The sequence below is a fragment of the Polaromonas sp. genome, assembly GCF_031411155.1.
Taxonomy (GTDB): Bacteria; Pseudomonadota; Gammaproteobacteria; order Burkholderiales; family Burkholderiaceae_C; genus Polaromonas.
Map to the genome: position 1 here is coordinate 1 of NZ_JANOAL010000205.1, position 3,789 is coordinate 3,789.

The 3,789-nt window shown below is 66.1% G+C and carries 4 protein-coding genes; 1 reads left to right on the forward strand and 3 read right to left on the reverse strand.

Features of this window, described 5'->3' with window-relative positions; genetic code table 11:
* Both RMO23_RS12825 and fba read right to left on the reverse strand, forming a co-directional pair.
* Positions 1–746 (reverse strand): phosphoribosylaminoimidazolesuccinocarboxamide synthase (locus RMO23_RS12825; protein WP_309682067.1); only part of this gene is annotated, 746 nt, incomplete at its 3' end.
* A 115-nt stretch (positions 747–861) separates the two neighbouring features.
* Entirely contained in the window at positions 862–1,926 is a 1,065-nt protein-coding gene (gene fba / locus RMO23_RS12830) for a class II fructose-bisphosphate aldolase (protein WP_309682069.1), read from the reverse strand.
* Positions 1,927–2,147: 221 nt separating this feature from the next.
* On the opposite strand from fba, the gene RMO23_RS12835 reads away from it, so the two are divergent.
* Positions 2,148–2,885 (forward strand): phosphatase PAP2 family protein, encoded by a 738-nt coding sequence (locus tag RMO23_RS12835; RefSeq protein ID WP_309682072.1) that lies wholly within the window; start codon positions 2,148–2,150, stop codon positions 2,883–2,885.
* Here RMO23_RS12835 and RMO23_RS12840 read toward each other — a convergent pair.
* The gene (locus tag RMO23_RS12840; RefSeq protein WP_309682075.1) at positions 2,812–3,660 is read right to left on the reverse strand and encodes an alpha/beta hydrolase; all 849 of its coding nucleotides are present in this window, start codon (positions 3,658–3,660) and stop codon (positions 2,812–2,814) included. The genes RMO23_RS12835 and RMO23_RS12840 overlap by 74 nt on opposite strands.
* Positions 3,661–3,789: the final 129 nt, after the last annotated feature.

The following is a 3,789-nucleotide window of genomic DNA, read 5'->3' on the forward strand; positions in this document are numbered from 1 at the left end:
TTTTGCCCGGCGGCCAGGGCGGCTTCATAGCCCTCGATCGGCCAGTAGCGCGAGGAATCGGGCGTCAGCACCTCGTCCATCAGGGTCAGCGTGCCGTTTTCATCAAGGCCAAACTCGAACTTGGTGTCGGCAATGATGATGCCCTTGGTCAGCGCAAAGGCGGCTGCCGCCTGGTAGATCTCGATGCTGATTTTTTTGATCTGCGCGGCCAGCGCGGGGCCGACGATTTTTTCGACCTGCGCGTAGCTGATGTTTTCGTCATGCTCGCCGACCTCGGCCTTGGCGGCGGGGGTAAAGATCGGTTCGGGCAGCTGGCTGGCGTTTTTCAGGCCGGCCGGCAGCGGCACACCGCAGACCGACTGGCTTTGCTGGTATTCCTTCCAGCCGCTGCCGGCCAGGTAGCCGCGCACCACGGCCTCGACCGGAATGGGTTTCAGGCGCTTGACCAGCATGGAGCGGCCGGTGACCTGGGGCAACTCGGCTGGCGTCACCACGCTGTCGGGCGACTCGCCGGTCAGGTGATTCGGGCACAGGTGGCCGAGCTTGTCGAACCAGAACAGCGCCATCTGCGTCAGCAGGGCGCCCTTGCCGGGAATCGGCTCGCCCAGAATCACGTCAAACGCGCTCAGGCGGTCGCTGGCCACCATCAGCAGCCGGTCGGTGCCGACGGCATAGTTGTCACGCACCTTGCCACGGGCAAGCAGGGGCAGGGAGGTCAGGGCGGAGGTGTGGAGCGCAGCAGTCATCGCTTGGTGTCTTGGAGACGAAAAAGTGGGTGAAAAGTAGGAAAGCCCGCGCAGCGCTAAGCAGGCACGGGCTTTGAATTATCGCCAATCCGCCGGGAAAGGCCTGGGACAGTTTTCAGTGAACGACTTGCGCCAGCTCGCCCTTGGCATACTGGGCCGCCACGACCTGCAGGCTGTGGCCCTTGATCTTGCTGGCCTGGCCTTCGCAGCCGAACTCGAGGTAGCGCTGCTTGCAGATGGCCTTGGCGGCTTCGCGCGCGGGCTTGAGCCATTCTCTAGCATCGAACTTGTCGGGGTTCTCGGCCAGGAACTTGCGCACTGCGCCGGTCATGGCCAGGCGGATGTCGGTGTCGATGTTGATCTTGCGCACGCCGAACTGGATGGCTTTCTGGATCTCTTCGACCGGCACGCCGTAGGTTTCCTTCATCTTGCCGCCGTACTGGTTGATCTGCGCCAGCAGGTCTTGCGGCACGCTGGATGAGCCGTGCATGACCAGATGGGTATTGGGAATGCGGCGGTGAATCTCCTTGACGCGCTCGATCGCCAGAATGTCGCCGGTGGGCTTGCGCGAGAACTTGTAGGCGCCGTGGCTGGTGCCGATGGCAATCGCCAGCGCGTCAAGCTGGGTCCGCTTGACGAAATCGGCGGCCTGCTCCGGGTCGGTTAGCAGCTGGTCGTGCGTCATGACCGCATCGGTGCCGTGGCCGTCTTCCTTCTCGCCCTGCATGGTTTCGAGGCTGCCGAGGCAGCCGAGCTCGCCCTCGACCGACACGCCGGTGGCGTGGGCCATGTCAACCACCTTGCGGGTGACGTCGACGTTGTAGTCGTAGCTGGCGATGGTCTTGCCGTCGGCTTCGAGGCTGCCGTCCATCATGACCGAGCTGAAACCCAGGCCGATCGCGCCCTGGCAGATGGCCGGGCTCTGGCCGTGGTCCTGGTGCATCACCAGCGGGATGTGCGGATAGGCCTCGACGGCCGCCAGGATCAGGTGCTTGATGAAGGCTTCACCGGCGTACTTGCGCGCGCCGGCGCTGGCCTGCAGGATGACCGGTGCCCCGACCTCGTCGGCGGCGGCCATCACGGCCTGAACCTGCTCCAGGTTGTTGACATTGAAAGCTGGAATGCCGTAGCCGTTAACGGCCGCATGGTCCAGCAGCTCGCGCATCGAAACGAGTGCCATGATCGAATTCCCTGAAAGTTGAAAACCTGTGCAACGGTGGGTGGGTGCGGCTTGGGCTCACAGCGTGGAAGGCTGGCTGGATGGGCTGTAACCGCCACGTAACCGAAGCCCCGATTCTACCGTTTGCGCGAAGCCGGCCGCCTTTAAGGGCCGCTTAAGTCGGTCCGGACTACCCTGCCGGGGCTTAACTTTGGCGCTCACCACCCGGCGCCCCCAGACCCATGACCTCAGCCTGCCGCACCGGGCCAGACCTTGCCCCCGATCTTTTTTTCTGCACCCTGGGCAGCCTGGCGCTGCTGCTGGCCTGGGACCTGTCGGGTCTGGACCTGTGGATGGCGCACTGGTTTGGCTCGGCCAGCGGCTTTGCGCTGCGCTCGCACTGGCTGTGGCAGGGGCTGCTGCACGATGCCATCCGGCCGCTGCCCTGGCTGCTGCAGCTGGCGCTGCTGGCCGCCATTGCACGACCTTTTGGCGCGCTGCGGCAACTGGCTCTGGCGCGGCGCACGCAGCTGGCCCTGACCACCTTCATCGCCCTGCTGCTGGTGTCCACCATCAAGCTGCACAGCCGCAGCAGTTGCCCCTGGGACCTGCAGGAGTTTGGCGGCCCGGCCCATTACGTGTCGCACTGGGCCTGGGGACTGCTGGATGGCGGCGGCGGTGGCTGCTTTCCGGCCGGTCATGCGTCGGCCGGCTTTGCCTTTGTCGGCGGCTTTTTTGCGTTTCGCCACACACTGCCGCGCACCGCCTGGCGCTGGCTGGCCGGCGCGCTGCTGGCCGGCCTGGTGCTCGGTCTGGCGCAGCAGGTGCGCGGCGCCCATTACATGAGCCACACGCTGTGGACGGCCTGGCTGTGCTTTGGCTGCGCGGCGGTCATCGACCAGGTGGTCAGCCAGCTGCTTGCACAAACGCCGTCACGCGCGCCAGCACCGGGGCCCGGCTTCTCAGCACTGAAGCCATAGCCGCCAGCAGCGAGACATGGCCCACGCCGTCGAATAACTCCGATTCCACGCGCACCCCCTGGGCCTTCAGGCGCCGGGCCATGGCCACGGTGCTGCGCTGCGGGTTGACCGAACTGTCCTTGACCGGCGCCAGCAGCAGCGCCGGCGGCGACGCCCTGGACGCATGCGAAAGCGGCTGGCTGTCGGCCGGCGTGGCGGGCCAGTCAAAGGCGACGCGGGTTTGGGCATCGACAATCGGCAAAAAGTCATACGGCCCGGCCAGCCCGATCCAGCCGGCCAGCCGCGACGGTTGCAGCCCCCGGGCCGCCAGCCAGCGCGCGTCGAGCGCGACCATGGCGGCGTTGTAGGCGCCGGCGCTGTGGCCCATGACAAACAGGCGGGCCGGGCTGGCGCCGTAGTCGGCGGCATGGTCAAAGGCCCAGCGCACGGCGCCGGCGCTGTCCTGCACAAAGGCCGGGTAACGAAATGCCGGGCTCAGGCGGTAGTCGGCAATCACGGTGACGATGCCGCGGGAGGCCAGCGCCTCGCCGACAAAGCGGTAGTCGGCGCGCTCGCCCGAGGACCAGCTGCCGCCGTAAAAAAACACCACCAGCGGCGCGTTGCTGACCGGGTCTTTGGGCTGATAGACATCCAGCCGCTGGCGTGCATGCTCGCCATAGGCCAGGCCTTCGGTGCGGCGGTAGCTGTCGGTGGCGACCGTGGCATTGAGCAGATCGACGCCGGAGCAGGCCGTCAGCAGCGCCGGCAGCATGGCAAGAAGGGAACGTCTGGGCAAGTTTGAATCCGGGATGGGCATGGACATTCTTTGTATACGCAGCCAGGCCGCGCCGGGATTCAGACAATGCCGCAAACACCTGTGGGACCGGGATTCCTCTTCACCCCAGCAGGGGCCGCGGAACCGGCT

Excerpts from the sequence above, each read along its gene's own strand:
- fba (WP_309682069.1), bottom strand. The coding sequence starts at position 1,926 with ATGGCACTCGTTTCGATGCGCGAGCTGCTGGACCATGCGGCCGTTAAC.
- RMO23_RS12835 (WP_309682072.1), top strand. The coding sequence starts at position 2,148 with ATGACCTCAGCCTGCCGCACCGGGCCAGACCTTGCCCCCGATCTTTTT.